The organism is Stutzerimonas stutzeri (assembly GCF_051028275.1).
Classification (GTDB): domain Bacteria; phylum Pseudomonadota; class Gammaproteobacteria; order Pseudomonadales; family Pseudomonadaceae; genus Stutzerimonas; species Stutzerimonas stutzeri_AS.
In genome coordinates, this window is record NZ_CP069269.1 from 1,318,092 (window position 1) to 1,343,259 (window position 25,168).

The window sequence follows — 25,168 nt, forward strand, 5'->3', positions numbered from 1 at the left end:
TGAAGACTAACGCTTAGTCAGACAACAGCTGGCCCCACCTCGTTGACCTGTGCGGCTAACCGATTAAGCTGCGCCGCTTTCGTTGCCCCTTTCCGAGCCAGTCATGAGCCACCATCAAGCGATCGTCGTGCCGCGTATCTCAACGTTTCCTGGCCATGAAGCCAAAGCGCGAATGGTCCTACGCTGGTTGTCTGAGCGTCGAATCGTCGAGGCGCTGCCCACCACCTGCGGACGCGGCGTCGGCGGCATGGCATATGCCATCGCATCAGGCGCGCGTAGCGTCGTGGTGCATCCGGACCGCTTGCCATTCGGTGAGGCGATCAATGGATTGGAGGTAGTGACCAAACGTTGCATTTACACGCCGACCCAGGACTTCGCCGAGGAGGCGGGCTGCCCCGAGTGTCGACGCGAGATCGGTGAAGCGCTGTTCGAAAGCCTGGATGAGTGGATGCCCAAGCAGACCGATAATTTCACCTGTCCCGAATGCGGCTTCGAAGATGACATCAACGGGTTCTTGTTCATTCCAGCCTGCGGTTTTTCCAACCTCGGCTTTGTCTTCAATGGCTGGGGCGATGCTGTATTCACTCAGGCCTTTCTGGACGAGTTCGCTGCTCGCCTGGGGTTCAAGGTGGCTGTCGTGGTCGCATAGCGGTGACCGATCAGTCAGCGTGCCGGTCAAGCGAAACGGCATAAGGGCGAAGTGCCTCACAACCGCATTGAGCGCGATGGTGTGGGCGGGTATAATGCCGCGCTTCCTTTTTCCCGCCTGGGAGCCCCCGCCATGCTGCGTATCAGCCAAGAAGCCCTGACATTCGACGACGTTCTCCTGATCCCGGGTTATTCCGAAGTTTTGCCGAAGGATGTCAGCCTCAAGACCCGCCTGACCCGCGACATCGAGCTGAACATTCCCCTCGTTTCAGCAGCGATGGATACCGTTACCGAAGCTCGCCTGGCCATCGCCATGGCGCAGGAAGGCGGCATCGGCATCATTCACAAGAACATGAATGTCGAGCAGCAGGCTGCGGAAGTACGCAAGGTCAAGCGCCACGAAACAGCGATCGTTCACGACCCGGTCACCGTGACCCCTGAGACGAAGATCAGCGAACTGCTGCGCAAGGCTCGCGAGCTCGGCTTCTCCGGTTTCCCCGTTGTCTCTGGTCAAGAGCTGGTGGGCATCGTTACCGGACGTGACCTGCGCTTCACGCCAAACGCTGGTGACTCGGTCGCGGCGATCATGACGCCGAAGGATGAGCTGGTCACCGTTCAGGAAGGCACCGGCCTGGAAGAAATCAAAACCAAACTCTACGAGCACCGCATCGAAAAGATGTTGGTGGTCGACAAGAACTTCCACCTGCGCGGCCTGGTGACCTTCCGTGATATCGAGAAGGCCAAGACCTACCCGCTGGCATCCAAGGACAGTCAGGGTCGCCTGCGTGTCGGTGCAGCCGTAGGTACAGGCCCTGATACCGCCGAGCGCGTCGAGGCGCTGGCCGCTGCTGGCGTCGACGTAATCGTTGTCGACACTGCTCACGGTCATTCCCGCGGCGTACTGGATCGCGTGCGCTGGGTGAAGGACAACTTCCCGCAGGTTCAGGTTATTGGCGGCAACATCGCCACGGCCGAAGCCGCGCTGGACCTGGTCAAGGCGGGCGCTGACGCGGTCAAGGTCGGTATCGGCCCAGGCTCGATCTGCACCACGCGCATCGTCGCGGGTGTAGGCGTGCCGCAAATCTCCGCTATTGCCAACGTCTCCGCCGCGCTCGAAGGGACCGGCGTGCCAATGATCGCCGACGGCGGCATCCGTTTCTCCGGCGACCTGTCCAAAGCCATCGTGGCCGGCGCCAACGCTGTGATGATGGGCTCGATGTTCGCCGGTACCGAAGAAGCCCCAGGCGAAATCGAGCTCTTCCAGGGTCGTTCTTACAAGGCCTACCGCGGTATGGGGTCGCTGGGTGCCATGTCCCAGGCTCAGGGGTCTTCGGACCGCTATTTCCAGGATTCGTCGGCAGGCGCTGAGAAGCTGGTGCCCGAGGGCATCGAAGGGCGGGTGCCCTACAAGGGTTCGCTTGCAGCAATCATTCATCAGCTGATGGGTGGCTTGCGTGCATCCATGGGCTATACCGGCAGCGCGACCATTGACCATATGCGTACCCATCCGCAGTTCGTGCGAATCACCGGCGCTGGCATGGCCGAATCCCACGTGCATGACGTGCAGATCACCAAGGAAGCGCCCAACTACCGGGTTGGTTGATATTTCTGTCGCTGGAGGCTGATCGCCGAGCGGCTGGATGAGCACATGCTTCGTTCAGCCGCTTGCGTTCAGCCTTCAGCCGTTTTTCCCAGGGGAAAAAAATGGCCCATCAAGACATTCACGCTCATCGAATCCTGATTCTGGATTTCGGCTCGCAGTACACCCAGTTGATCGCCCGTCGCGTTCGTGAACTGGGCGTTTATTGCGAACTGCATCCATTCGACATGAGTGACGAAGACATCCACGCCTTCGCACCGCGCGGCATCATCCTCGCTGGCGGCCCGGAATCGGTGCACGCCGAAGGCAGCCCGCGCGCGCCTCAGGCGGTGTTCGATCTGGGCGTGCCGCTGTTCGGTATCTGCTACGGCATGCAGACCCTCTCCGAGCAACTCGGCGGTAAAGTGCAAGGATCGGACGAGCGTGAATTCGGCTATGCCCGCGTCGACCTGGTTGGCAAATCCAAGCTGTTCGACGGCATCGAAGACCACATGGATGACGACGGGGTGTTTGGCCTCGACGTCTGGATGAGCCACGGCGACAAGGTAACCAGCCTGCCTGAAGGGTTTCACATCCTCGCCAGCACCCCAAGCTGCCCAATCGCCGCGATGGGTGACGATGATCGGCGCTACTACGGCGTACAGTTCCATCCGGAAGTAACCCACACTCGCCAGGGCGGGCGCATCCTGTCGCGATTCCTGCTCGAGATCTGCGGCTGCGAAGCCCTGTGGACGCCGTCCAACATCGTAGAAGATCTGGTCGAGCAGGTGCGCGCTCAGGTCGGTTCGGCCAACGTGCTGCTGGGTCTGTCCGGCGGTGTTGATTCCTCGGTGGTGGCGGCGCTGTTGCACAAGGCCATCGGCGATCAGCTGACCTGCGTGTTCGTCGACAACGGCCTCTTGCGCCTGCATGAGGGCGATCAGGTGATGGCCATGTTCGCCGAGAACATGGGCGTCAAAGTGATCCGCGCGGACGCCGAGGCGCAGTTTCTCGAGAATCTGGCCGGCGAAGCCGACCCGGAGAAAAAGCGCAAGATTATCGGCCGTACCTTTATCGACGTGTTCGATGCTCAGGCCAGCAAGCTCGACAATATCCAGTTTCTTGCCCAGGGCACCATTTATCCGGATGTCATCGAGTCCGCTGGCGCCAAGAGCGGCAAGGCTCATGTGATCAAGTCACACCACAACGTCGGTGGGCTGCCGGAGGAAATGAACCTCAAGCTGGTCGAGCCGCTTCGTGAGCTTTTCAAGGATGAAGTTCGCAAGATCGGTCTGGAGCTGGGGCTGCCATACGACATGGTTTACCGTCATCCTTTCCCAGGCCCGGGTCTGGGCGTCCGCATCCTTGGCGAGGTAAAGAAGGAATACGCCGATCTGCTGCGTCGTGCCGACCACATCTTCATTCAGGAGCTGCGCAACTTCGACTGGTACCACAAGACCAGCCAGGCCTTCGTGGTATTCCAGCCAGTCAAGTCGGTCGGTGTGGTCGGCGACGGTCGTCGCTATGCCTGGGTCGTCGCACTTCGTGCAGTGGAAACCATCGACTTCATGACCGCCCGCTGGGCGCATCTGCCCTACGAGCTGCTGGAGAAGGTGTCCAACCGTATCATCAACGAAATCGATGGCATCTCCCGCGTCACCTACGACGTATCGAGCAAGCCGCCCGCTACGATCGAGTGGGAATGATCCAAATAGCGTTTCGGTAGGACGAAGCCCCGGGATTCCGGGGCTTCTGTTTTGCAACGTGTCAGTCAGTGCATGACGGCTGGCGCATCGATGCGTCGCCAGATCGCCTCAGAGAAGCTGTAGATGGCGAAGGCCACCAATCCAAGCCCTATGAGCGACAGCCAGAACGTGCCGAAGGGCAAATTCTGCAGCGCACTCAGAGCATCCTCCAGTCCCGGCGGGTTGGTGGGCTCGTAGCGGCTACCACCTGTGAAGAGCATGCCCGCGACCACGAAAAAGGCGACGCCACGAGCAATCAGGCCTGAGCGGGAAATAGGGCGAACCCATTTCATGACGTGTTCGGAAGCATAGAAGTACTTTTCAAACTTGGCTTTCCAGCCCTTGATTATGTGGGCGATGCCGACACCCAGCGGAACCAGTGCAACAAAGTAGACCAGGTAATTGGAGTATTTCCAGCCAAGCAGGCCAGACAGGAAGTCACCACCACCTGACCCACCGCCGCCGCCTGACCCGCCAATGGAGCTACCGAGCAGCCCGAGGGTAAACAGGGCGAGCAGCGAATAGGTCACGGCGCTTCCTACGAGGCCTGAGCGGATCAATATGCCCTTGGCGTCGGTGCCATGACCTTCCGGATCTGTAATAGCCTGAGTTAAACGCCACGCCACGTAAGCCACGAGGCCGACAACCATGATCCAAAGCAAGGTTTCTCCGAACGGCTGCCCCAACAATTGTTGAATGGCGCCTTTGGTACCGACGGTGTTTCCGCTGCCGACGCCAGCCATGAAGGCGAATAGCCCGACAATCAGATAGACAACGCCTCGTGCGGCGTAGCCGCTACGGGCGAGCCAGGTGATGCCTCGGCTGACTTCGCCCTTGGCTTGGGCTGCGGTGGGGTGCATGGCGCCTCCTCGATATAGATGAATGTCCCCTAGTAGACGCAGGATCGGGCGCGAGGGTTCGCAGCAATCGGCTGACGGTATTAATGAGCGACTACTGCATGCTGCGAGGCAGCGCACGAAGCTGTAGCATGACGCAAATGCGAGCGATTCCAATCTAGTTGCTAGATAGCGATACAGTTCGTGCAGTTTTTGATGAGAACGAAATGACCTTTACGCGAAGAAAAATGCTTGCCGGGTTGGCTGGGCTCGCGACGTTGGGGGTTGTAGGCGGCGGCGCACGCTACTGGCTCGGGCGTCCGGCTGATCCAGTGACCCACGATTACGAGCTGATCGCAGCTCCAGCCGATATCGAGCTGATCGCCGGCACCAAAACGCCGGCGTGGTGCTACGGTGGGCAGGCGCCAGGCGTCGAATTGCGCGCCAGACAGGGTGATTGGCTGCGGGTGCGCTTCATTAATCACCTGCCAGAGCCCACCACCATCCATTGGCATGGCATCCGCCTGCCGGTGAATATGGATGGGGTCCCATATGTTTCGCAGTTGCCAGTCTTGCCAGGCGAGTCGTTTGACTATCGCTTTCAGGTGCCGGATGCGGGCAGTTTCTGGTATCACCCGCACACAACGAGTGCTGAGCAGCTGGGCCGTGGCCTGGTGGGGCCGTTGATTGTCGAAGAGCGCGAGCCGAGCGGATTTCGCCATGAGCGGACGCTAAGCCTGAAGAATTGGCATGTCGACAAGCAGGGGCAGTTCACCGACTTCAGTGTGCCGCGAGAAGCCGCCCGGGGAGGAACCCCAGGCGTGCTGTCGACCGTCAACGGGGAACACGCGCCCACCCTTGAGCTGCCTGCCGGCCAAGTGGTGCGTTTGCGCATCATCAACATCACCAACACTGTCACCTACCGCCTGAACCTGTCGGATGGCGACGCACGTATCTATGCAATCGACGGTAACCCGATCGTGCCGCGCCCGCTGGGCAAAACCTATTGGTTGGGGCCGGGCATGCGCATCGACCTGGCGTTGAAAGTGCCTTCTGCCGGGCAGGAGATTTCCCTGCGCAACGGCCCGCTGCGGCTGGCCACGCTCGCTTCCGTCGATACAGCCGAGACGGAAGGCGACTGGCCTGCACCTTTGCCAGCCAACCCGGTTGCGGAGCCGGACTTGCAGCGAGCAGAAACCCTGCGCTTCAATTTCGAATGGGCTGGCACCCTGTCCAGCGATGCCGGGGCGGGCGAGGCTTTTACCTTTTGGCAGATCAATGGCCAGGCTTGGGACAGCAACGACAAGACCTGCGCGGAGCGACCGATCGCTACGTTGAAAAGAGACGGCCACTACATATTCGAGCTTCGCAACCTCAGCCAGTATCAGCATCCGATTCACTTGCACGGCCTGACCTTCAAGGTCATTTCGTCCAACCGCAAACGCATCGACCCCTGGTATACCGACACCTATCTGCTTGGCAAGAACGAGACGGCGCGAATCGCATTGGTGGCCGATAATCCAGGCGTTTGGATGTTTCACTGCCATGTCATCGATCACATGGAAACCGGGCTGATGGCAGCGATTGAAGTGGTATGAGGACGGCAGCAGCCGGTGAATAGATGAAGAGACCGATGATCATCGATCGATCCCACGATGAAGCATTCATGCGTGAGGCGTTATCGCTTGCTGCCGAAGGGGCAGCGCTCGGGGAGGTGCCTGTCGGTGCGGTGGTTGTGCAGAATGGCCAGATTGTTGGTCGCGGCTTCAATTGCCCCATCTCCAGCCACGACCCCAGCGCCCATGCTGAAATGGTCGCCATTCGCGACGCGGCATCCAGGCTGGGAAACTACCGCCTACCGGGAAGTACGCTGTACGTGACGCTTGAACCGTGCAGCATGTGTGCGGGTTTGATTGTTCATTCGCGTGTTCAGCGTGTTGTATACGGCGCCACGGAGCCCAAGGCGGGCGTGGCGGTCAGCCGAGGCCAGTTTTTCTCGCAAGATTTCCTCAATCACCGTGTGTTGATTGAAGGTGGTGTGGCCGCGCAGGCGTGCAGCGAGACACTCAGCGAATTTTTCAGGGCTCGCCGCCTCAGGCCAAAAGGCGGTGAGGCCGCGGTAGTTCAGGCGGACGAGTAGGGCACAGTCAGCATTAGCTGCTGCTATAACGACGTACACCCGCTTCCGGCAGCTTTTCATAAGCTGCCACGCTGCCTTGCGCGGGGAACACCACCAGGTGGTCAGCAGCGATAGCGATACCGACCTCCTGACCGGGTGCGTAGTCGGCGTGGCTGGGGAATATCCCTTCGAGTTGATTGCCGGTCGGCAATTGCAGGCGATAAAGCGTGGAGGCGCCGAGGAACGTCTTACCGACGATCAGCGTTCTCAGCGGGCTGTCGGGTGAATAGACGATGTCATCCGGACGCAGTAACACGTCTACCGAGCTTCCGGCTGGCATGGTGTAGGCACGGTTGCCTCGGATGACGCCGAGCTCCGTCTGCACCGTCTCGGGATCGATCAGTTGTCCACGAATGAAATAGCCCTGGCCGATAAAGCTCGCGACGAAAGGCGTGTGTGGCTCATGGTAGAGGTTGTACGGCGTATCCCACTGCTCCAGCCGGCCATCCTTGAACACGCCGACCTGGTCGCTGACCGCGAACGCTTCTTCTTGATCGTGGGTGACGAGAATCGCGCTGGTGCCGCGTCCCTTGAGAATCGCCCGTACCTCATGGCTCAGACGCCGGCGCAAGTCCCCATCCAGGTTGGAGAAGGGTTCGTCCAGCAACAGCAGTTCCGGCTCAGGCGCGAGTGCACGGGCCAGGGCGACGCGTTGCTGCTGACCACCGGAAAGCTCGTGCGGATAGCGCTTGCTCAGCGGGGAAAGATGCACCAGATCGAGCATCTCCTGCACGATGCGTTTCGACTGCGGATGCTTGCGTATACCGAATCCGATGTTTTCCATCACGGTCAGGTGCGGAAACAACGCATAGTCCTGAAACACCATGCCAATCCGACGCTTTTCGGGTGCCAGGGTGAAACCACGGCGGGAGATTATGGATTCGCCGAGTTGAATCTCGCCTTCGTTGAGATGTTCGAACCCGGCAATGGCCCGTAAGGTAGTGGTTTTTCCGCAACCGGACGGCCCGAGCAGGCAACCGATATCTCCGCGGTTCAGGTGCAGGTTGAGTTTCTGCACGATGCTGTGACCGCCATAACCGCAGTCCAGATCTCGCAAGTGCAGGAGCGGTTCGTGGCTCATGCGTGGTGGAAAGCCGGCTCGACCAGAAATTCCAGCAGGGCTTTCTGCACATGCAGACGGTTTTCAGCTTGTTGCCAGGCTACGGAACGCGGGTCGTCCAGTAGGTCGTCACTGATTTCCTCGCCGCGGTGCGCCGGCAAGCAATGCATGAACAGAACGTCGTCCGCTGCAGAATCGAGCAAGGCTCGGTTTACTTGATATGGGCGGAAGGTGGCGATACGCGCGGCGACTTCGTCTTCCTGGCCCATGGAAGCCCAGACGTCGGTACTGACCAGATGCGCACCGCTGACGGCTTCGCGTGGATCGCGGAGTACCTGCACCCGATCACCGGCCTGCGCGACCAGTTCGCTCTTGGGCTCATAGCCTTCAGGGCAAGCGATGCGTAGCTGGAAATCGAACTGAAGCGCTGCCTCCATGTAGGAGTTGCACATATTGTTGCCATCACCGATCCAGGCAACCGTCTTGCCTGCGATGCTGCCGCGCAGTTCGTGAAAGGTTTGCATGTCAGCCATCAGCTGGCAGGGGTGAAGATCATCCGACAGTCCGTTGATGACGGGCACTGATGAGTTGGCCGCGAACTCCGTCAGGGTTGAATGAGCGAAGGTTCGAATCATGATCGCATCGAGCATGCTCGACATGACGATGGCCGAATCGCTGATCGGCTCACCGCGACCGAGTTGGGTGTCGCGAGGCGAGAGGAAGATTGCCTGTCCGCCGAGTTGAATCATCCCCGCCTCGAAAGACAGCCTTGTGCGGGTCGAGGCCTTTTCGAAAATCATGCCCAGCACACGGTTCTTCAGTGGCTCGAACAGGATCCCGCGCTCGCGCAGATCCTTCAGCTCGATGCCGCGACGCACCAGGCCTGACAGCTCTTGGGGCGTGCAATCCATCAGTGAGAGAAAATGCCTTGCGCTCATATCAACTACCTTTATTGCCGCAATCGAGGCCGGTGTTTTTTCGACGAAAAAGAAGACCTACGACAGGGGTCGCATACATGGCGACGAAACGGGAAAGGCGCGATCTTATCCAGAAAGCCTTGGCCGGCGCAAATCGGTCTCAACACGCCAGAAACCGGCGTTATAGGCCAGCTTCGCAGCGCGCTAGGGCAGAAAAGCCGAGTCCGTGGCTCGGCTTTTAGGCTGTTGTTCCTGTACAATGCCGGGCAACCGAGACTAGCCGAGGTGCCCCATGGATATCATCGAAACCATCAAAGAGCAGATCGAAAAGAACCCGGTACTGCTCTATATGAAAGGCTCCCCCAACGCGCCGCAGTGCGGCTTCTCAGCTCGCGCAACACAAGCCGTGATGGGCTGTGGTGAGAAATTCGCCTATGTCGACATCCTGCAGAATCCCGAAATTCGTGCCAACCTGCCGAAGTATGCCAACTGGCCGACTTTCCCCCAGTTGTGGGTTGATGGCGAGCTGGTCGGTGGTAGCGACATCATCCTTGAGATGTTCGAAAAAGGTGAGCTACAGCCTTTGATCAAGCAAGCCGCTCAAAAAGCAGGTGCTTGATCCAAGCGATACTGAAACCCGCCAGTAGGCGGGTTTTTTGTGTCTGCGCTTTGAGCTGACAGTGCTGAATTGGGCTTAACGTCGGACATAAAAAACGGGAGCCGAGGCTCCCGTTCTTGCCGGTGCAGTGCGCTTACTGGTCCATCTGCGACTGCAGATAATTTTCCATGCCGACCTTGTCGATCAGGCTCAGCTGGGTTTCCAGCCAATCGATGTGCTCTTCCTCTGATTCGAGGATATCTTCAAGCATCTCGCGTGTGCCGTAGTCGCCGATACTTTCGCAGTAAGCGATAGCGACCTTGAGGTCCTGCATGCCGCTTTGCTCGAGCTTCAGATCGCACTCAAGCATCTCGCGCGTGTTTTCGCCTATCAGCAGCTTGCCGAGATCCTGCAGGTTGGGCAGGCCTTCAAGGAAGAGAATGCGCTTGATCAGCTTGTCCGCATGCTTCATCTCATCGATGGATTCTGCGTACTCGTGCTTGCCGAGCTTGCCCAGTCCCCAGTCCTCGTACATGCGCGCATGCAGGAAGTACTGGTTGATCGCGACCAGCTCGTTGCCGAGGATCTTGTTCAGATGTTGAATGACTAGCTTATCGCCTTTCATATCGGTGCCCTGCGTCGAAGCGTGTTCGTTGATGGGCGCAGTCTGGCCACGAATATAGAGGCTGTCAAACCTAAGTCATTGAATGTTAAAGGGTAAACCGGAATAAGAATAAGTCTGTTCCGCGACTTGGTAGCAAGGCATTGATTTACAGGCATAAAAAAGCCGGGCTTCTGCCCGGCTATGGGAAATCGATTTGTATCAAGCGGGTGCAAAACCGGCCGGGTAGGCGAGCGACGAATTGGCGCCCTGAATATCACTGAGGGTTTCGCGGACGACTTGCTTGGCAACGCACGCACATTTGCCACACTGAGTTGCCACACCCGTTGCGTCGCGCACCTCACGATAGCTGCAGCAACCTTCATAGATGGCCTCACGGATCTGCCCGTCGGTCACGCCTTGGCAAAGACACACGTACATATGAACTACCCGTTGGGTCTGCGATAGGAGGGATGCTAAATATAATGAGAATGATTGTCAAAGATCGTTCATCGGATTTGGCTGCCTTGCGCTTGTTTTCGATAACCCAACCGCTCCCCTCTTTAAGCCTTGGTGATGCGCTAAACTGCGGGTCCTTTTCCCGCCTGGAGCTGTCATGGCCCTGCAAGCCACGCCATATAAGGTAGAGATCAATCTCACCGATCTGGATCGCCACGTTTATCAGGATCTGCGCTTTACCGTTGCCCGGCATCCCTCGGAGACAGAAGAACGCCTGGTTGCGCGGCTCATTGCCTATGTTCTCTGGTATGACGAACAACTTGCGTTCGGTCGCGGTCTGTCAGATGTCGACGAGCCGGCTCTGTGGGAAAAAAGCCTGGATGACCGCGTCCTGCATTGGATCGAAGTCGGGCAGCCGGACGCCGAGCGTATCACCTGGTGTTCGCGGCGCGCGGAACGCTTCAGTCTGGTGGCCTACGGCAACCTGCGCGTGTGGCAGACCCGAGTACTCGATAGCGTCCGCAGCTTGAAGAAGATCAATGTGGTCGCGGTGGGGCAGGAAACGTTGGAAAACGTCGCTTTGGATCTGCCACGGGCAATCAACTGGAGCGTGATGATTAGCGAAGGTGCGTTGTTCATCACTGACGAGCGAGGCCAGCACGAAGTCCCGCTCGAGTGGCTGATCGGCGAACGCGGCTGAGGCGTTCGCCGGCTGCTCATTAGGCGTTGCGGCTACGGCATCAGGATTGCCAGAAATCGACGAAGGCATTGAATGACATCACCACCCCGACCGCTGTTGCCAGCATGGCCAACAGGCCGAACACCATCATCCAGGTCGGATGACGATATTCGTCACCGACGATGCTCGGCTTCTTTGCAGCCCAGAGCACACATCCCAGCGCCAGCGGCAGGACCAACGCATTGAGCGTGCCCGCCACGACCAGAACCTTCACTGGTTGTCCGACCAGGCTATAAATGAGCGTCGAGCACCCGATGAAAGCGATGACCATCCAGCGGTTGTTTCGCTGGATGCTTTCGTGCAGCGAGTACATGAATGTCACGCTGGTGTAAGCCGCACCGATTACCGATGACACCGAAGCGGCCAGCAGGACGACGCCGAACATCTTATAGCCCACCGTCCCTATCGAATGGGAGAACACTGAAGCCGCGGGGTTGCCGGGATCGAGCGTCAACCCCTGGCTGACTACACCGAGCGCAGCCAGAAACAGGCAGATCCGCACGATGCCGGTCGTCGCGATGCCTGTTATCGCAGCGCGGGTCACGAGGCCAACATTCTGAACGCCAGTGATCCCGGCTTCGACCAATCGATGCCCCCCAGAGAATGAGATATAGCCGCCGACGGTGCCGCCTACCAATGTCACGATGGGCAGCAGCAGGATCAGCGGATCGTCAGGATTGAAGCTGCGGCTCAGCGCCTCCAGCACTGGCGGATTGGATTGCAGCATGGCGTAGCCGATCATGCACAGCATCACCAGGCCGAGCAGCTGCATCACCGAGTCCATGACGCCCTTGGCGTTGCGCAGTAGAAAAATGCCAATGATCACCACCCCTGCGATCAGCGATCCGATCACCGGCGGAATGTCAAACAGGACGTTCATCGCCAGCCCGGCGCCGCCGATGTTGCCGATATTGAAGGCAATGCCTCCCAGCACGATAAACGCCGAAATGAGATGACCGACACCGGGAATAACCCGATTGGCCACGTCTTGCCCGCGTAGATTCGCGACAGTGATGACTCGCCAGATGTTGAGTTGCGCACCGATGTCGATCAGCAGCGAAATGACGATGGCGAACGCAAAACTCGCCAGGTATTTCTCCGTGAACAAGGAGGTCTGGGTCAAAAAGGCGGGGCCGATAGAGGAGGTCGCCATAATGAAGACGGCGCCTCGTAGCACGTTGCGTTGTGATCCCGGGGTGAAACTGGGTGTGGGTTGCATTGATGTACCTTTTTTCTTGATGTTGGGGCAGGTATGTAAATGCAGCCGGGCGGTGCCCAGACTATGTGTTTTGTTTTTGTATGGCCGGTTGCGGGGCACAGCTTTGCTGATCGGTGGCGCGCCTCCGGCGGTTGTGACGAAGCCGCTAAACGCGCTCGCCTTTCCTGGATGTCTCCGAGCGACTATCGCCTCCCATCCGCTCGCTCCTCCGGTAAGTCATGACCAGTTGGCGAGCAGCTTCCGATGCTCACGTTGTGCGGCTTCAAGAGCGACTGGCTTTAGCTGCACCTCTGTACCGGGCATGCATTGCGCCAGGCGTGCGACGGCTAGCGGTGTCAGCGCACCCAGCCTGGGGTAGCCGCCAATGGTCTGCCGATCATTGAGCAGGACGATGGGCTGACCGTCCGCGGGTACCTGAATTGCGCCCAGCGGCACCGCCTCCGAGATCATCGACCGCCTTGAGTTGTTCAACGCTGGACCCAGGAGCCGTATGCCCATGCGGTCGGCGCGCTGGTCGATGGTCCACGTGCAGTTGAACACATCGAAAAGGCTCTGGCCGCTGAAGTCACCGATCTGTGCACCCAGCACCACTGATAACGGCGCTTCGGTGAACAACACGGAGCACATTTCAGCGGTCAGCTCACGGGGAGTCGCCTCCTTTCCATGCCAACTTAGCCGGTCGCCGACCGCCAGTGGTCGGCCGTCGCTGTTCAAGCCGCCGAGGTTTTCTCTGCTGACCGTGGCGCAGCTGTTCAGCAATTGCGGGGCAACAAAGCCGCCAGGTGCCGCCAGATAGGCACGTACGCCTTTAAGGGGTGTGTTGAATGTCAGGCGTTGGCCCTTGCGAACGAAAAAGCTGCGGCCAGGTGCGATAGGTTGGCCATCCAGCGTTGTACCCAGATCGGCGCCGCAGAGTGCGAGGCAACTGTCCGCTTCGACGAGCAGAGCGAAATTCCCCACCGTGATCTCCACCGTTGCGGCGCTTGGCGGATTGCCTAGCAACCCGTTCGCCCAGCGTTGTGAGAGCCAGTCCGCAGCGCCGCCTTGGGTCACACCGAGATGGCGAACACCGAAACGGCCACCGTCCTGCAGGCTGGCCAATGCGCCGCTGCGCTCGATCAAAAGACTCATGGCCTCACCTCGAAGGGGCTGTCGTCACCGCCGAGTCGGATGAACTCAGCGCGATCAATCGGTTGAAACCGCACTCGATCACCGGGTCGCCAGATGCTGTAGCCGTCAAGGGAGCGGTCGAACAGCCGGGTCGGGCTGCGGCCGATGAGATTCCAGCCGCCAGGTGAGATCAGGGGATAGATGGCTGTTTGCCGGTCCGCGATGCCTAGGCTGCCGGCGGGGACTCGCTTGCGAGGTGTTTGTAGGCGCGGGCTGGCGAGGCACTCATCAACCAGCCCCATGAAGGCGAAACCGGGAGCGAAGCCCAGTGCAAACACCTGATAAACATGGGCGCTGTGTCGTTCGATGACGCCTGAAACGCCTAATCCGGTCCGTTGGCCCAGCGTTTCAAGCTCCGGTCCGACGCTCGGGTCGTACCACACCGGGATATCCAGTTCTCGTCCCTGGCCGCTCGTGTCTGGCTGCAGTGCACCTAGAGCATCCGCGATGCGTTGACGCGCCTGGGTATCGTCCAGTTGCAGAAGGTCGTAGTGCACCAGCAGTGTCGTATAGGAAGGGACAAGATCAATCAGAGTGGCGCCAAAGGCGTCTCGCAATCGCTGCGCCGCCGCCAGCAGCCACGGCATGTTCGCCTCGTCGATTTCATCGAACAGGCGCAGCATCAGGCAGTCGATGCCGACCACTTCGATACGCAGCTTCATGCCGGTAGGCGCTCAAGAGCCTGGCGAATACGCTGCACCGCAGCGACCGAGCCGGCGTTGTCGCCGTGCACACAAAGTGTGTCGGCGCGCAGCATCAAGGCGCTGCCGTCGGTGGCGGTCAATGCTTCGCCCCTGGCCAGGCTCACGGCTTGGGCAACGACGGTATCAGCATCGTGGTGAACGGCGCCGGGGAGGGTCCGGGAGACCAGCATTCCAGCCGCGTCGTAGGCCCGGTCGGCGAAGACTTCGAACCACAGGGTGATGCCCAGTTCGTCAGCCAATGCCTGCGCGCTACGGTTATCTCGGGTCGACATCAGCATCAAAGGAAGCGACGGACAATAAGCGATAACGGCCTTCATTACCGCGCGCAGCAGGTCGGGCTTGCGCATCATGTCGTTGTAGAGGGCGCCGTGCGGCTTGACGTAGCGAACCTGCGTACCTTCGGCGCGGCAGATGCCATCCAGCGCACCCATCTGATAGAGCAGCATGTTCTCTACTTCTTCCGGGCTACACGTCATGGAGCGGCGACCGAAGCCGACCAGATCGGGATAAGCCGGATGAGCCCCAATCATCACTTTATGCTCAGCCGCCAGTGCCACGGTGCGGCGCATAGTCTGCGGGTCCGATGCATGAAAACCGCAGGCAACGTTGGCGCAATCGATGAACGGCATGACCTCGGCGTCCAGTCCCATGGACCAGGCACCGAAGCTTTCGCCGATGTCGCAGTTGAGAAGTAGAGGTTTCATATCAATCCTCATGGGCCGCTGGTCTGCAAAGGGCACGGGAATGTAAGTGGAAACTACGATGATAAATTATCGATGATTTATCAATAAGTATTTGTGGAGCATGTGTTCAGCGGTCGTTCCGGTTCGCATTGCTGTATGCTTGCGGACCCGATTCACCTGGGCGGCGCCATGCTCCGCCCGCCAGTTCATGGTCCGCAAGATGGTTGACGCCAAACCCCCCCGTCCGTTGCGATCGTCCATCGTCGCCTCGGCTCATCTCGCCGAGCAATCGCAGGAACTGTCCGAGCTCGAATACGGCATCATCATTGCCAGCGCCGCGCTGATGCGTTGGATGGAGCGCTGCATGAGGGCTTCCGGTGCGGTGGAAATGAATGCGCTGGACGTCATGGTGCTGCATAACCTGACCAGCCGAGGTCGCGCTAAACGACAGGCGGATATCTGCCTTTTGCTCAATATCGAAGACACTCACACCGTGACCTACGCGTTGAAAAAGCTCGGCAAGCTCGGTCTGGTCGAAGGCGAAAAGCAGGGTAAGGAGATGTTCTACCGGACCACGGAGAAGGGCCGTGAGCTGTGCCAGCAGTACGCCGACATACGCAAGGAATGCCTGATTGCCTCCTTCGAAAATTTGAACATCGACCCTGACGAGATTCACCGTCTCGCCGGGATGCTGCGTGCCATGTCCGGCCTCTACGACCAGGCCGCACGCGCCGCTACATCGCTCTGACTCACTTCACGCAGTACGCCGGATAACAGATAGATGCGCATCGAACCCCGCCCACTTCCCGAACGGCTTCCCGACCTGGGCGACTTGCCGCCGCTGCTGACACGTCTCTACGCCGCCCGTGGCGTGCAGTCAGTAACGGAACTGGACAAGGGGTTGGCGCGCTTGATCCCCTATGGCCAGCTCAAAGGAATCGACGACGCCGTGTCGCTGCTGGTCGAGGCAATCGAAACCCGCCAGCGCATTCTTTTCGTCGGTGACTTCGACGCTGATGGCGCTACGGCCAGTACGGTGGGCGTGCTGGGCTTGCGCCAGTTGGGCGCTGCGCACGTGGACTACCTGGTGCCCAATCGCTTCGAGTACGGCTATGGCCTGACGCCGGAAATCGTCGCTGTTGCGCTCGAGCGACGGCCCGAGTTGCTGGTGACTGTGGACAATGGAATTTCCAGTGTGGATGGCGTGGCGGCGGCCAAGGCGGCCGGGCTCAAGGTCTTGGTAACCGACCACCACCTGCCTGGCCCGGAGTTGCCCGCCGCCGATGCCATCGTCAACCCCAACCAGCCGGAGTGCGCCTTTCCGAGTAAGTGCATCGCCGGCGTCGGGGTGATTTTCTACGTTCTGCTGGCCTTGCGCGCGGCGCTGCGTGACAGGGGCTGGTTTGCGCGTAATAGCTGGGCCGAGCCGAACCTGGCCGAGCTGCTCGATTTGGTCGCGCTGGGCAGCGTCGCTGACGTGGTGCCACTGGACGCCAATAATCGAATTCTCGTTCATCAGGGCCTGGCGCGGATCCGCGCCGGGCGGGCGCGCCCTGGATTGCGCGCGATTCTAGAAGTCGCCGGGCGCGACCACAGCCGCATCACCTCGACCGATCTCGGCTTTATTCTCGGCCCGCGGCTGAATGCGGCGGGGCGGCTTGACGACATGGCGTTGGGCATCGAATGCCTGCTTTGCGAAGACGAAGCACTGGCGCGGGACATGGCGGTGCAGCTCGACCAGCTCAATCAGGACCGCAAGGGCATCGAGCAGGGCATGCAGCGCGAGGCGCTGGCTCAGCTCAAGGAGCTGCCGCTTGAGGACATGCCTTTCGGCCTCTGCCTGTTCGATCCGGATTGGCATCAGGGCGTGATCGGCATCCTCGCATCGCGCCTCAAGGAGCGGTATCACCGTCCGACCATCGCTTTTGCTGACGCGGGCGACGGAATGCTCAAGGGGTCGGCACGATCAGTGCCCGGCTTTCATATCCGCGATGCGCTGGATGCGGTCGCAGCGCGACATCCGGGTCTGATTACCAAGTTTGGTGGCCATGCGATGGCCGCTGGCCTGTCGCTGCCTGAGACCAACTTCGGTGCTTTCGCAACGGCGTTCGATACAGAGGTGCGGCGCCAGCTCTGCGAGGACGATCTCACCGGGCGCTTGCTCACCGACGGACAGCTGAGCATCGAGGAATTCCACCTTGAGCTGGCGAAGGCGCTGCGCAATGCCGGGCCTTGGGGCCAGCACTTCCCGGAGCCGGTCTTTCATGGCGTATTCCAGCTGGTGCAGCAGCGGCTGGTGGGCGAAAAACACCTGAAAATGGTGCTCAAGAGCGAATGCGGTTCGCTGACCCTCGATGGCATTGCGTTCAATATCGATCGCGACCTCTGGCCGAACCCTACCGTGCGTTGGGCTGACCTGGCCTACAAACTGGACGTCAACGAGTTTCGCGGGCGAGAAAGCGTGCAGTTGCTGGTGGCGCATATCGCGGCGCGTTGAGCGATCGAGTCTGCTCGCTGAGGCATGATGAATTCGGCAGCTACGCGGAGGTCTTGATCGCGAGCAAGCTCGCTCCTACAAGGGCTGCGGCTCGATTCGGCCTCGCTGATCCCAGCTTGCTGTGGCGTGTTGAGTTAGGTTCGTCAAAAACGCTGATTAGCTCCCAAGCCCTACAGGCTGCCTTGGCAAGATTGGTTATCTGAATCGGCTCCTATTTGCCGCACTGCAATTCATTGGCACCCGCCCGGGTCCGGCCTAGAGTGGTCGGATTACAAGAACGATTCTCCGGAGCCTGCGATGAGCGAAACGACTCGGCATCACCGTGCTTGCCACCTGTGCGAAGCCATTTGTGGACTTACCATCGAAACACGCGATGAGCAGATCGTTTCCATCAAGGGCGATCCGGAAGACAGCTTCAGCCGCGGCCATATCTGTCCCAAGGCGGTCGCGCTGCAGGACATTCAGAACGACCCGGACCGTCTGCGTCATCCGATGCGCCGTGTCGGCAGCGAGTGGCAGGCCATCGAGTGGGACGATGCCTTTGCGCTGGTGGCCGAGCGTCTGGCGGACATCCGCGCGCGTCACGGCAACAATGCCGTAGCGGTCTATCAGGGCAACCCCAGCGTGCATAACTATGGGTTGATGACGCACAGCAATTACTTTCTCGGTCAGCTGAAGACACGCAACCGTTTCTCGGCGACATCGGTCGATCAGCTGCCGCATCATCTGACCAGTCTGATGATGTATGGCCACGGGTTGCTGATTCCGATTCCCGATATCGATCACACCGACTTCATGTTGATACTGGGTGGTAATCCGTTGGCCTCCAATGGCAGCATCATGACCGTCCCTGATGTGGAAAAGCGCCTCAAGGCCGTGCAGGCACGGGGCGGCAAGCTGGTTGTGGTCGATCCGCGCCGCAGCGAAACCGCCGCCATCGCCGACCAGCATCTGTTCGTTCGCCCAGGTGAGGACGCGGCGCTGCTTTTCGGGCTGCTCAACACGCTGTTCGAGGAACAACTGACCCGAGTCAGCCATCTACCGGTGGATGGCCTGGACGAACTCCGCGCGGCTGTGGCGCCGTTCACAGCCGAAGCGATGAGCCTGCGCTGTGGCATTCCAGCCGAGCAGATTCGCAGGCTGGCACGTGATTTCGCCGCTGCGGACAGTGCAGTTTGTTACGGTCGCATGGGTGTATCGACCCAGGCATTTGGCACGCTATGCCAATGGCTGGTGCAGTCAATCAACCTGGTTACTGGAAACCTGGATCGTGTAGGCGGAACGCTGTGCACCGAACCGGCGGTGGATCTGGTGGCGAGCACATCGGGCGGGCACTTCAATCGCTGGCAGAGCCGGGTGTCGGGGCTTCCCGAATACGGCGGCGAGTTGCCCGTCTCGGCGCTGGCTGAGGAGGTGCTCACCGAAGGCGAGGGTCAGGTTCGTGCACTGGTTACCGTGGCGGGCAATCCAGTCCTGTCGACGCCGAATGGTCGTCAGTTGGAACAAGCGCTCGACGGCCTCGAGTTCATGCTCAGCGTTGATTTCTACATCAATGAAACCACGCGCTACGCCGACCTGATCCTGCCCCCAACCGCGCCGCTTGAGCATGATCACTACGACACCACCTTTAACCTGTTTGCCGTGCGCAACGTCACCCGGTTCAACGAGGCGGTCCTGCCCAAACCAACTGGCGCCTTGCATGACTGGGAAATCTTCGTTGGGCTGGCGCAGGCGTTCGCAGCGCGTACCGGTGGCGATCTCAAGCCGACCGTCTCACCTGAGCAGATGATCGACATGGGGCTGCGTGCTGGCCAATATGGTGACGGGAGCGAGCTGACCTTGAGCCTCGCTAGGCTGCGTGACTTCCCGCATGGTGTCGATCTAGGGGCGCTCAAACCCAACCTTGCCAGCCGGCTGAAGACCGCCAATCAGCGGGTCCAGGCGGCACCATCGCTGTTTCTGCAGGACGTGCAGCGCTTTGCCTCTGCCTCCGCTCCGCAAAGCGATCAGTTGCTGCTGATCGGTCGTCGTCATGTGCGCAGCAACAACTCATGGATGCACAATTATCACCGACTGGTTAAGGGCAAACCGCGTCATCAGCTATTGATGAATCCACTCGATCTGGCCCGGCTCGGGCTGCTTGATGGCCAGCGCGTGAGGGTTCGCTCGCGGGTCGGCATGATTGAAGTCGAGCTGGCCGTCAGTGACGAGATGATGCCTGGAGTGGTCAGTCTGCCGCATGGTTGGGGCCATGGTCGCCCAGGGGTGCAACTGGAGATTGCCAATCGCCAGCCAGGCGTCAGCGCCAACGATCTTACCGATGACCGCCAGCTTGATGCCTTGTCTGGGAATGCCGTCCTCAACGGCGTACCGGTTGAGGTAGAGGCAGCTTAAACGCCGGTATACGTCTGGCGAGGGCACAGGACGCAGCGCAACTGAGCATGGCCACGCTCGGGTCTGTCCGCTCCATGACAGACCCGCAGAGCGGCGATCTTCCGCAACACGCGGTCACCGATTCGCTGCCCCACGTGGCCTGGACCGGACAAAGTTGTCGAAACAGTCTCTACTGAAGGATGTCCAAAACGCATCCCATGCAGTCGAGGTTTTCATGACACAACTCTTCCAGCCGTTCACGCTCCGCCAGCTGACGCTGCCGAACCGCATCGTCGTGTCGCCCATGTGTCAGTACTCGGCGAAGGCCGGCATGGCAAATGACTGGCATCTGGTCCACCTGGGTAGTCGGGCTGTGGGCGGGGCAGGCCTGGTAATCATCGAGGCGACAGCTGTGTCGGCCAATGGCCGGATTTCACCAGAAGACCTGGGCATCTGGTCCGACGAGCATGTCGAGCCGCTGCGGCGCATTACGCGATTCATCGATGCCCAGGGCTCCGTAGCCGGAATTCAGCTGGCCCATGCTGGTCGCAAGGCAAGCACCTGGCAGCCCTGGTTGGGTAAGCACGGCAGCGTGCCTATCGCAGCGGGTGGCTGGACGCCGGTCGGGCCTTCTACCATTGCCTTCGATCCGGAGCATGCCGTGCCGACCGCACTTGACGAGGCAGGGATCAGTGAGGTCATCCAGGCTTTCGTGCGTGCCGCCGAGCGTTCGCTGGCTGCTGGCTTCAAGGTTGCCGAGATCCATGCCGCCCATGGTTACCTGCTGCATCAGTTTCTTTCCCCGCTGTCCAACCAGCGGCAGGATGGCTATGGCGGGTCCTTTGATAACCGGATCCGTCTGTTGCTGGAAGTGACCGAGGCGGTCAGGGCCGTCTGGCCAGAAGAGTTGCCCTTGTTTGTCCGCTTGTCTGCCACCGACTGGGTACAGGATGGCTGGAATTCCGAAGAAACGGTCGAGCTGGCACGACGGCTCAAGGCATTGGGCGTCGACCTGATCGATGTGTCATCCGGTGGTACGGCAGTCAACGCCGAGATACCCGTCGGGCCGGGTTATCAGACCCAGTTCGCCGAGCAGGTTCGGCGTGAAGCCGGCATCGCGACCGGCACGGTCGGGATGATCACCGAAGCGGTTCAGGCCGAGCATATCCTGCGCACCGGCCAGGCCGACCTTATCCTGCTCGCCCGAGAGCTGCTGCGAGACCCGTACTGGCCGCTCCATGCCGCTGAAGACTTGCGCGACAGCTCGGTGCCCTGGCCGGCCCAATATGTGCGTGCGGCCCACCGCAACACGCCGATCCGGCAGGTTCCTGACTCGCTTGATTAGTCCATCACTTCGTAAGCAGGTAACTCATGAAAACCTCCAGTTTGCTCGATCAACTGCTCAAGTCTGGGCAGGACCTTCTACAAAAGCAGCAGAATTCCGTAGCGGGGCCAGGCACTCCCAAGGGCAGCAGTGGCTCGCTTGGTGACATGCTTTCAGGCGCAGGTGGGCCATTGGGTAGCCTTCTCGGCGGCGATGGCAGTCGCGGCAAGGGGGCTTTGGCAACCGGCGCGTTAAGCATGTTGCTAGGCAGCCGGAGCGGTCGTCGTATGGGCGGCAAGGCCGTCACCTACGGTGGCTTGGCCGCGCTCGGCATGCTGGCTTACAAAGCCTATGGCAACTGGCAGGCACAACAGGCACAACAGGCACAACAAGGTGCTGCGGCAACGGCGGGCACGTCCCAGGCCGAGCCGAAAACCGTTGACCGGCTGCCGCCGGAACAGGTCGAAGAGCACAGCCGAGGCATCCTCAAGGCGCTGGTCGCTGCGGCGAAAGCCGACGGTCACGTCGATGATCAGGAGCGGAAGATGATCGAGGCTGAACTGGCTCAGCTCACCGACGATCCCGCGTTACAGCGTTGGCTTGAAGCCGAGCTGAACAAGCCGCTCGACCCTGTAGATGTCGCAGCCGCTGCCACCACGCCGGAAATGGCTTCGGAGATGTATCTCGCCAGTGTTCTGATGGTAGACGAGGAACAGTTCATGGAGCGTGCCTATCTGGATGAGCTGGCCCGGCAGTTGAAACTCGACGCGCAACTGAAGGCCGAACTGGAAAGCCAGGTGCGTGGCGTTTCCGTGTAATGACGCTCGAGGCGGCGTGCCGGCCGCCTTTGCCGTTGGATCTTCGCGTTGCTTGACATTTACCTCGCCAATGGTCCCCGTGTGGGCTGTCAGCCGCAGCCTGCTGCGCTATAATCGTCGGCTTTTCGCAACGTCCGATTGAGAGCTGCCGACCTATGGAAATCAACCCGATCCTCAACAGCATCAAGGACCTGTCCGACCGCACCCAGTCAATTCGGGGGTATCTTTGACTACGATCAGAAGCATGATCGTCTCGTCGAAGTAAACCGCGAACTCGAAGACCCAAACGTCTGGAACAATCCCGAATACGCCCAGAACCTGGGCCGTGAGCGCGCAACCCTGGCGCAGATCGTCGAAACCATCGACGATCTCGAAGGTGGATTGGCCGACTCCCGCGACCTGCTCGACATGGCTGTCGAAGAAGACGATCAGGGCGCCGTAGACGACGTCGCGGCCGAACTGGACCGTCTGCGCGGCATTCTCGAAGGGCTGGAATTCCGCCGCATGTTCAGCGGCGAGATGGACCCCAACAACGCCTACCTCGACATTCAGGCCGGTTCCGGCGGCACCGAAGCCCAGGACTGGGCCAACATGCTGCTGCGCATGTACCTGCGCTGGGCCGACAAGCACGGCTTCGATGCCACCATCATCGAGCTGTCCGAAGGCGAAGTGGCCGGTATCAAGGGCGCAACCCTGCATATCAAGGGCGAGTACGCCTTCGGTTGGCTGCGTACAGAGATTGGCGTTCACCGCCTGGTGCGCAAGAGTCCGTTCGACTCCGGCAATCGTCGACACACCTCGTTCACTGCGGTATTCGTTTCGCCGGAAATCGATGACAACATCGACATCGAGATCAATCCGTCGGACCTGCGTATCGACACCTACCGTTCCTCCGGAGCCGGTGGTCAGCACGTCAATACCACCGACTCGGCAGTGCGTATCACCCACGTGCCGACCAACACGGTGGTGGCGTGCCAGAACGAGCGCTCCCAGCACGCCAACAAGGACACCGCCATGAAAATGTTGCGAGCCAAGTTGTACGAGCTGGAGATGCAGAAGCGCAATGCGGCGTCCCAGGCGTTGGAAGACTCAAAGTCCGATATCGGATGGGGTCACCAGATCCGCTCCTACGTGCTCGACCAGTCGCGCATCAAGGACCTTCGCACCAGCGTTGAACGCAGCGACTGCGATAAGGTGCTGGATGGAGATATAGACGAGTATCTCGAAGCCAGCCTGAAACAGGGGCTGTAAAGCGACTGCGCTTGGCTAGGCAGCATATGGAAATGGCTCGGACGGTGGCTCGCCACCAAACGCCCGGACGGCGGACCGAAGAGGCGAAGGTAATGAGCAGTGCTCATTTACACTTTGATCCGCGTCCTCGCCATTTTCCGTTATGCCCAGCCCGCGCACGCTACGCTTTACCCCCCTGCTGCGCTAACCGTTTTCACACAGGCAAGAACGCCTAACCAGGATCCATCAAGACATGAGCGAACAACCGCTGAACCAGCACGCCATCCAAGAGGAAGAAAACAGCCTGATCCTTCAGCGCAAGGAAAAATTGGCCGCCGAGCGCGCCAAAGGCGACGTCTTCCCCAACGACTTCCGTCGCGACTGCTACTGCAACGACCTGCAGCAGAAGTACGCCGACAAATCCAAGGAAGAGCTGGCTGAAGCGGCGATCCCGGTCAAGGTTGCCGGGCGCATCATGCTGAACCGCGGCGCTTTCATGGTTATCCAGGACATGACTGGCCGTATCCAGGTCTACGTCAATCGCAAAACCCTGCCGGCTGAGACGCTGGACGCGGTCAAAACCTGGGACCTGGGCGACATCATCGCCGCCGAGGGCACCCTGGCCCGTTCGGGTAAAGGCGACCTGTACGTCGAAATGACCAGCGTACGCCTGCTCACCAAGTCGCTGCGCCCGCTACCGGACAAGCATCATGGGCTGACCGATACCGAGCAGCGCTACCGCCAGCGATACGTTGACCTGATCGTCAACGAAGAAACCCGCCACACCTTCCGGGTCCGCTCGCAGGTGATTGCCCATATCCGCAAGTTCCTCAATGAGCGCGACTTCCTCGAGGTCGAAACGCCGATGCTGCAAACCATTCCGGGTGGCGCGGCGGCCAAACCGTTCGAGACTCACCACAACGCGTTGGACCTGCCGATGTTCCTGCGCATCGCGCCGGAGCTTTACCTCAAGCGTCTGGTGGTCGGCGGCTTCGAGAAAGTGTTCGAGATCAACCGCAACTTCCGTAACGAAGGCGTATCGACCCGGCACAACCCCGAGTTCACGATGCTCGAGTTCTACCAGGCCTATGCCGATTACGAAGACAACATGGACCTGACCGAGGCGCTGTTCCGTGAGCTCGCGCAGCTGATACTCGGGACCACTGACGTCCCGTATGGCGACAAGGTATTCCACTTTGGTGAGCCCTTTGCGCGGCTGTCAGTGTTCGATTCGATCCTCAAATACAACCCGGACATCAGCGCTGCAGACCTGCAGGACATCGACACCGCCCGCGCCATCGCGAAGAAGGCCGGTGCCAAGGTGCTGGGCTTCGAAGGGCTGGGCAAACTGCAGGTGATGATTTTCGAAGAGCTGGTCGAGCACAAGCTGGAACAGCCGACGTTCATTACCCGCTATCCGTTTGAAGTCTCGCCACTGGCGCGCCGCAGCAACGACGACCCGAGCGTGACCGACCGCTTCGAGCTGTTCATTGGCGGCCGTGAGATCGCCAACGCCTATTCCGAGCTCAACGATGCTGAAGACCAGGCCGAGCGCTTCCACGCCCAGGTCCGCGACAAGGACGCCGGCGACGACGAGGCGATGCATTTCGACGCCGATTTCGTCCGTGCGCTGGAATACGGTATGCCGCCGACGGCAGGGGAGGGCATCGGTATTGACCGTCTGGTTATGCTGCTGACCAATTCGCCGTCCATCCGCGACGTGATCCTGTTCCCGCACATGCGCCCTGAAGCCTGATAAGCGAACTTGCCGCTCGGCGCTGCCTGGCGG

The 25,168-nt window shown here is 60.0% G+C and carries 23 protein-coding genes; 14 read left to right on the top strand and 9 right to left on the bottom strand.

Annotated elements, in window-relative coordinates:
* The first annotated feature begins 103 nt into the window (after window positions 1-103).
* The 3 genes from JQR87_RS06075 (at window position 104) to guaA (ending at window position 3,933) form a co-directional block, all read left to right on the top strand.
* Window positions 104-649 carry a sugar ABC transporter ATPase gene (locus JQR87_RS06075; protein WP_407291657.1) on the top strand — a complete coding sequence of 182 codons (546 nt, stop codon included), beginning with the start codon at window positions 104-106 and terminating at the stop codon, window positions 647-649.
* Between the two features lie 132 nt (window positions 650-781).
* Window positions 782-2,251: an IMP dehydrogenase gene (gene guaB / locus JQR87_RS06080; protein ID WP_407291656.1), complete on the top strand. Its 1,470-nt coding sequence runs from the start codon at window positions 782-784 to the stop codon at window positions 2,249-2,251.
* Window positions 2,252-2,352: 101 nt separating this feature from the next.
* Window positions 2,353-3,933 carry a glutamine-hydrolyzing GMP synthase gene (gene guaA / locus JQR87_RS06085; RefSeq protein WP_407291654.1) on the top strand — a complete coding sequence of 527 codons (1,581 nt, stop codon included), beginning with the start codon at window positions 2,353-2,355 and terminating at the stop codon, window positions 3,931-3,933.
* A gap of 65 nt (window positions 3,934-3,998) precedes the next feature.
* On the opposite strand, the gene JQR87_RS06090 is transcribed toward guaA, so the two are convergent.
* Entirely contained in the window at window positions 3,999-4,832 is an 834-nt protein-coding gene (locus JQR87_RS06090; protein WP_407291653.1) for a DUF1206 domain-containing protein, read from the bottom strand.
* Between the two features lie 203 nt (window positions 4,833-5,035).
* Between JQR87_RS06090 and JQR87_RS06095 the strand changes: the two genes are divergently transcribed.
* Together JQR87_RS06095 and tadA are read left to right on the top strand one after the other, a co-directional pair.
* On the top strand, window positions 5,036-6,406 hold the full coding sequence (locus JQR87_RS06095) for a multicopper oxidase family protein (RefSeq protein ID WP_407291652.1): 1,371 nt from the start codon (window positions 5,036-5,038) through the stop codon (window positions 6,404-6,406).
* Window positions 6,407-6,429: 23 nt separating this feature from the next.
* Window positions 6,430-6,948: a tRNA adenosine(34) deaminase TadA gene (tadA, locus tag JQR87_RS06100; RefSeq protein ID WP_407291650.1), complete on the top strand. Its 519-nt coding sequence runs from the start codon at window positions 6,430-6,432 to the stop codon at window positions 6,946-6,948.
* 13 nt (window positions 6,949-6,961) lie between these two features.
* Here tadA and JQR87_RS06105 read toward each other — a convergent pair whose 3' ends face one another.
* Together JQR87_RS06105 and argF are read right to left on the bottom strand one after the other, a co-directional pair.
* Window positions 6,962-8,068 (bottom strand): ABC transporter ATP-binding protein, encoded by a 1,107-nt coding sequence (locus tag JQR87_RS06105; RefSeq protein ID WP_407291648.1) that lies wholly within the window; start codon window positions 8,066-8,068, stop codon window positions 6,962-6,964.
* On the bottom strand, window positions 8,065-8,985 hold the full coding sequence (gene argF / locus JQR87_RS06110; RefSeq protein ID WP_407291646.1) for an ornithine carbamoyltransferase: 921 nt from the start codon (window positions 8,983-8,985) through the stop codon (window positions 8,065-8,067). Before argF ends, JQR87_RS06105 begins: the two co-directional genes overlap by 4 nt.
* A 271-nt stretch (window positions 8,986-9,256) precedes the next feature.
* On the opposite strand from argF, the gene grxD reads away from it, so the two are divergent.
* Window positions 9,257-9,583, top strand: a complete 327-nt coding sequence (grxD, locus tag JQR87_RS06115; RefSeq protein WP_407291644.1) for a Grx4 family monothiol glutaredoxin — start codon at window positions 9,257-9,259, stop codon at window positions 9,581-9,583.
* A 133-nt stretch (window positions 9,584-9,716) separates the two neighbouring features.
* Here the strand turns inward: grxD and bfr are convergent, their stop codons facing one another.
* Window positions 9,717-10,187 carry a bacterioferritin gene (gene bfr, locus JQR87_RS06120; protein ID WP_407291643.1) on the bottom strand — a complete coding sequence of 157 codons (471 nt, stop codon included), beginning with the start codon at window positions 10,185-10,187 and terminating at the stop codon, window positions 9,717-9,719.
* 198 nt (window positions 10,188-10,385) lie between these two features.
* Window positions 10,386-10,604 (bottom strand): bacterioferritin-associated ferredoxin, encoded by a 219-nt coding sequence (locus JQR87_RS06125; protein ID WP_407291642.1) that lies wholly within the window; start codon window positions 10,602-10,604, stop codon window positions 10,386-10,388.
* A gap of 175 nt (window positions 10,605-10,779) precedes the next feature.
* Here JQR87_RS06125 and JQR87_RS06130 point away from each other — a divergent pair, with 175 nt between their 5' ends.
* On the top strand, window positions 10,780-11,322 hold the full coding sequence (locus JQR87_RS06130; RefSeq protein ID WP_407291640.1) for a YaeQ family protein: 543 nt from the start codon (window positions 10,780-10,782) through the stop codon (window positions 11,320-11,322).
* Window positions 11,323-11,362: 40 nt separating this feature from the next.
* Here JQR87_RS06130 and JQR87_RS06135 read toward each other — a convergent pair whose 3' ends face one another.
* The 4 genes from JQR87_RS06135 to JQR87_RS06150 form a co-directional block, all read right to left on the bottom strand.
* Complete coding sequence (locus JQR87_RS06135) at window positions 11,363-12,580, bottom strand: NRAMP family divalent metal transporter (protein ID WP_407291638.1); 1,218 nt, start codon at window positions 12,578-12,580, stop codon at window positions 11,363-11,365.
* A 216-nt stretch (window positions 12,581-12,796) separates the two neighbouring features.
* Complete coding sequence (locus JQR87_RS06140) at window positions 12,797-13,711, bottom strand: biotin-dependent carboxyltransferase family protein (RefSeq protein WP_407291637.1); 915 nt, start codon at window positions 13,709-13,711, stop codon at window positions 12,797-12,799.
* A complete protein-coding gene (pxpB, locus tag JQR87_RS06145) occupies window positions 13,708-14,412 on the bottom strand; it encodes a 5-oxoprolinase subunit PxpB (protein WP_407291636.1) in 705 nt (234 codons plus the stop codon). The genes JQR87_RS06140 and pxpB overlap by 4 nt, the downstream gene beginning before the upstream one ends.
* Complete coding sequence (locus tag JQR87_RS06150; protein WP_407291634.1) at window positions 14,409-15,158, bottom strand: 5-oxoprolinase subunit PxpA; 750 nt, start codon at window positions 15,156-15,158, stop codon at window positions 14,409-14,411. Before JQR87_RS06150 ends, pxpB begins: the two co-directional genes overlap by 4 nt.
* 199 nt (window positions 15,159-15,357) lie before the next feature.
* Here JQR87_RS06150 and JQR87_RS06155 point away from each other — a divergent pair, with 199 nt between their 5' ends.
* The 7 genes from JQR87_RS06155 (at window position 15,358) to lysS (ending at window position 25,135) form a co-directional block, all read left to right on the top strand.
* Window positions 15,358-15,885 carry a winged helix DNA-binding protein gene (locus tag JQR87_RS06155; protein ID WP_407291632.1) on the top strand — a complete coding sequence of 176 codons (528 nt, stop codon included), beginning with the start codon at window positions 15,358-15,360 and terminating at the stop codon, window positions 15,883-15,885.
* 33 nt (window positions 15,886-15,918) lie between these two features.
* Window positions 15,919-17,634 carry a single-stranded-DNA-specific exonuclease RecJ gene (recJ, locus tag JQR87_RS06160; protein ID WP_407291630.1) on the top strand — a complete coding sequence of 572 codons (1,716 nt, stop codon included), beginning with the start codon at window positions 15,919-15,921 and terminating at the stop codon, window positions 17,632-17,634.
* Between the two features lie 297 nt (window positions 17,635-17,931).
* A complete protein-coding gene (locus JQR87_RS06165) occupies window positions 17,932-20,028 on the top strand; it encodes a molybdopterin oxidoreductase family protein (protein WP_407291628.1) in 2,097 nt (698 codons plus the stop codon).
* Between the two features lie 214 nt (window positions 20,029-20,242).
* Window positions 20,243-21,352 (top strand): NADH:flavin oxidoreductase/NADH oxidase, encoded by a 1,110-nt coding sequence (locus JQR87_RS06170; protein WP_407291626.1) that lies wholly within the window; start codon window positions 20,243-20,245, stop codon window positions 21,350-21,352.
* Between the two features lie 26 nt (window positions 21,353-21,378).
* Window positions 21,379-22,149 (top strand): tellurite resistance TerB family protein, encoded by a 771-nt coding sequence (locus tag JQR87_RS06175; protein WP_407291624.1) that lies wholly within the window; start codon window positions 21,379-21,381, stop codon window positions 22,147-22,149.
* 155 nt (window positions 22,150-22,304) lie between these two features.
* Window positions 22,305-23,400, top strand: a protein-coding gene (gene prfB / locus JQR87_RS06180) for a peptide chain release factor 2 (RefSeq protein WP_407291623.1) whose coding sequence is annotated in 2 segments (ribosomal slippage) — window positions 22,305-22,376 and window positions 22,378-23,400 — 1,095 coding nt in all. Because the reading frame shifts where the segments join, the coding sequence is not laid out codon by codon here.
* A gap of 232 nt (window positions 23,401-23,632) precedes the next feature.
* Window positions 23,633-25,135, top strand: coding sequence for a lysine--tRNA ligase (lysS, locus tag JQR87_RS06185; protein WP_407291622.1), 1,503 nt, complete (start codon window positions 23,633-23,635; stop codon window positions 25,133-25,135).
* The last annotated feature ends 33 nt before the right edge of the window (window positions 25,136-25,168 follow it).